Source organism: Hyphomonas sp. (assembly GCF_037969335.1).
Taxonomy (GTDB): Bacteria; Pseudomonadota; Alphaproteobacteria; order Caulobacterales; family Hyphomonadaceae; genus Hyphomonas.
Genome location: NZ_JBBKXE010000181.1, coordinates 1 through 3,089 on the forward strand (window position 1 = coordinate 1; position 3,089 = coordinate 3,089).

General features: G+C 62.3%; 4 protein-coding genes. 2 read left to right on the top strand and 2 right to left on the bottom strand.

Features of this window, described 5'->3' with window-relative positions; all coding sequences use genetic code 11:
- Window positions 1-570 (top strand): nitrilase-related carbon-nitrogen hydrolase (locus AADA04_RS13520; RefSeq protein ID WP_340693802.1); only part of this gene is annotated, 570 nt, incomplete at its 5' end.
- Here AADA04_RS13520 and AADA04_RS13525 read toward each other — a convergent pair.
- Complete coding sequence (locus AADA04_RS13525) at window positions 567-869, bottom strand: hypothetical protein (RefSeq protein ID WP_340693803.1); 303 nt, start codon at window positions 867-869, stop codon at window positions 567-569. The genes AADA04_RS13520 and AADA04_RS13525 overlap by 4 nt on opposite strands.
- Window positions 870-993: 124 nt before the next feature.
- Between AADA04_RS13525 and murI the strand changes: the two genes are divergently transcribed.
- Window positions 994-1,863: a glutamate racemase gene (gene murI / locus AADA04_RS13530; protein WP_340693804.1), complete on the top strand. Its 870-nt coding sequence runs from the start codon at window positions 994-996 to the stop codon at window positions 1,861-1,863.
- On the opposite strand, the gene AADA04_RS13535 is transcribed toward murI, so the two are convergent.
- Window positions 1,809-3,002 (bottom strand): type III PLP-dependent enzyme, encoded by a 1,194-nt coding sequence (locus AADA04_RS13535; protein ID WP_340693805.1) that lies wholly within the window; start codon window positions 3,000-3,002, stop codon window positions 1,809-1,811. The two genes, murI and AADA04_RS13535, sit on opposite strands and share 55 nt — an antisense overlap.
- Between the last annotated feature and the right edge of the window lie 87 nt (window positions 3,003-3,089).

Consider the following 3,089-nt stretch of genomic DNA (forward strand, 5'->3'; position numbering starts at 1 on the left):
GAGAAGGACGGTCCGGCCTATTACAATTCGCTCGTCATGCTCGACGCCGACGGCGCCGCCCTCGGCGTCTACCGCAAGAGCCACATCCCCGACGGGCCGGGCTACCAGGAAAAATTCTATTTCCGCCCGGGCAATACCGGCTTTCGTGTCTGGGACACGAAGAAGGGAAAAATCGGCGTCGGCATCTGCTGGGACCAATGGTTCCCGGAAGCCGCGCGCGCCATGGCCCTGATGGGCGCTGACGTTCTGCTCTACCCGACGGCCATCGGGGCCGAGCCGCAGGATTCCGGTCTTGATACCGCAGCGCGCTGGCGCCGCGCCATGCTGGGCCATGCCGTCTCGAACGTGATCCCGGTTTGCGCTGCAAACCGTGTAGGCGACGAGGAGGGGCAGGCCTTTTACGGCACCAGCTTCATTTCCGACCAGACCGGCGAAGTCGTCGCCGAGATGGACCGCAAGAAAGAAGGCGTCATTGCCGCGACGTTCGATCTCGACGTGATTGACCGCGACCGGGCGGCTTGGGGATTCTTCCGCGATCGGCGGTCGGACCTGTACGGGTCGCTGCTCTAGTCCTGCTTCACGCGGCGGGCCGCATCGAACCAGTCGGTCATGACGCCGCCCGGAACGCGGGACAGGTCACGATACCAGTCAGGCAGTTTGTTCACGGCGTCGGCCGTATCGCCCCAGCGGCGCAGGTTCGCGCCAGCGGCTTCGTGAAAGGCTTCGCGCATGCGCGTCTCGTCCATGGGCTGGAAATGCGACATGCCTTGTACGCTGGCAATGCTCTTCTGCGCCTTGAGCGTCATTTCAAGCATCGAAGCGGTGAGGGAGAGGGATGCGCGCCAGGGCGCCAGCCAGAGGTCCATCATGATGCAAACTCCTTGTTTCTGAACAGGATCGTAGGCCTTTATGGTGCGGTGCACAACAAATCTGATGCCAAACTTGTTCCGCTGCCCCTTTTTCGCCGCGAGCGAATGCACATAGTCTCCTGCCATGACCGATTTTCTGTTCACCAATTTCGTTCCCTCGCCGGCACGCGGCCGGGTCCTCGTCTTCGATTCCGGCGTTGGCGGCCTGACCGTTGCCGAGGAAATCCGGGCGCTCGGCCCAGCCTTGGGTGTGCACTATGCGGCCGATAGCGACTTTTTCCCTTATGGCGACAAGTCTGACGAGGCTTTGAAAGAGCGCCTGCCACGGGTTGCCAAGATGCTGTGCGACCATGTCAGGCCCGACGTGTTCGTCATCGCCTGCAATACGGCCAGCACGCTGGCACTGGCCGAGATTCGTGACGTGCTCGATATTCCGGTGGTCGGAACGGTCCCGGCGATCAAGCCCGCAGCAGCCTTCAGCCAGACTGGCACGATTGGCCTCCTGGCGACGCCCGGCACTATTCGCCGGGCCTATACGGCGCGGCTGATCAATGAATTCGCCAGCGGGCACCGCGTCATCATGCATGGCAGTATTGAACTCGTGCGGCTCGCCGAGGCCCATGCGCGCGGTGAAGACGTGCCGATCGAGGCCATCGCTGCGGCGCAGGCCCCTCTGTTCGAGGCGCCCGGCGGCGACCAGATCGACACGGTCGTTCTGGCCTGCACGCATTTTCCATTGGTGCGCGGGCAATTGATCGCCAGCGCGCCCCATGGGGTCAGCTATGTCGATTCCGGTGCGGCGATCGCCCGGCAGACGATTCGCGTACTGCCACATGAAACTGAAGCACGTGGCGTCGGGGGGTCAGCCTACCTGACAAGTTCGCCCGAGGAGTCGCCGGATCTGGCGCTTGTCCTCAGGCGTTACGGTTTCCCGGATGTTCACTTGGTCGCTTTGGACCCGATCGCGATGACTTCTGCGCCGATGGCATTGTAGAGGCTCGGCCAGGGTGCATCGTGCACGATTGCGACTTCGGTCTCGCCAAATCCGTTGAACCGGCTGGACATGGCCCGGCCATAGGCGCCGATATTCCCGAATTCGAGATAGTCGCCTTCGGTCAGGCCGGCTGGCAGCCAGACCTTGTCAGGGAACTTGTCGGTCGAATCGCAGGTTGGTCCGTAGACCGTGTATTCGGCCATGCCGCGCAGCTTGCGTCCGTCACCCGTGATGGCGCGCAACGGGAAGGACCAGCGCTCGTGCACCGCATCGTAGAGGGCACCATAGGAACCGTCATTGATGTAGATCGAGCCGGGCTTCGCGAGTTCAACGCGCACGAGCAGGCTTTCGGCTTCGGCGACAAGCGCGCGGCCGGGTTCGCACCAGAGGTCGGCGTTTTCGAGCACGAACATGTTCTCGAACGAGGTTTCAACCATGGCTGCATAGGCTTCCAGCGATGGCGGAGGCGTATCGGCATAGATTGACGGGAAACCGCCACCAACGTCCACGATATCGACGGTGACACCGGCCGAGATGATGATGCGCGAGACGTCGGCCATGGCCGTGGCCCAGGCCGAAGGCTTCATCGCCTGGCTGCCGACATGGAAGGAAACGCCCAGCTCATCGGCATAGCGGCGGGCTTCGCGCAGGATTTCTGCAGCGTCATCCTCGTTGGCGCCGAATTTTCCGGTCAGCGGCAGGGTCGCGCCATCATTCGAGACGCCAATGCGCACGATGATGGTCAGGTCCCTGGCATGGCCCGTCTCTTCGAGAATCTTTTGCAGTTCGGCCTGCGTGTCAGTCACGAAGATGCGAACGCCATACTGATGGTAGGCGCGGGAAATCGCCCGGCGGTTCTTCACAGGGTGAAGGAAGGCCATGCGGGCGCCGGGGAACCGGTTGTAGATCAGTTCGATCTCGTTTTCCGAGGCAACGTCGAAGCTGTTGATGCCGGCTGCCCAGAGGGCATCGAGCACGTGCACGCCGGGATTCGCCTTCACGGCATAGAATGGCTGGGCCGGGAAGCTTTCCCGGAACCATTTCGCAGCCGCCGTCACCCGATCCGGGCGGAAGCAGTAGACAGGAACATCGGGCTCTTGCGAGCGAACGATATTATAGGGGGTAGCATAGGAGTGCATGACACCTAACCTCCAAAGGGCTTTTAACCAGCTTCGGGCGTTAGTGCAGGGGGCCCCCAGTTTAAGGGTTGGCCCAGATGTCCGCCA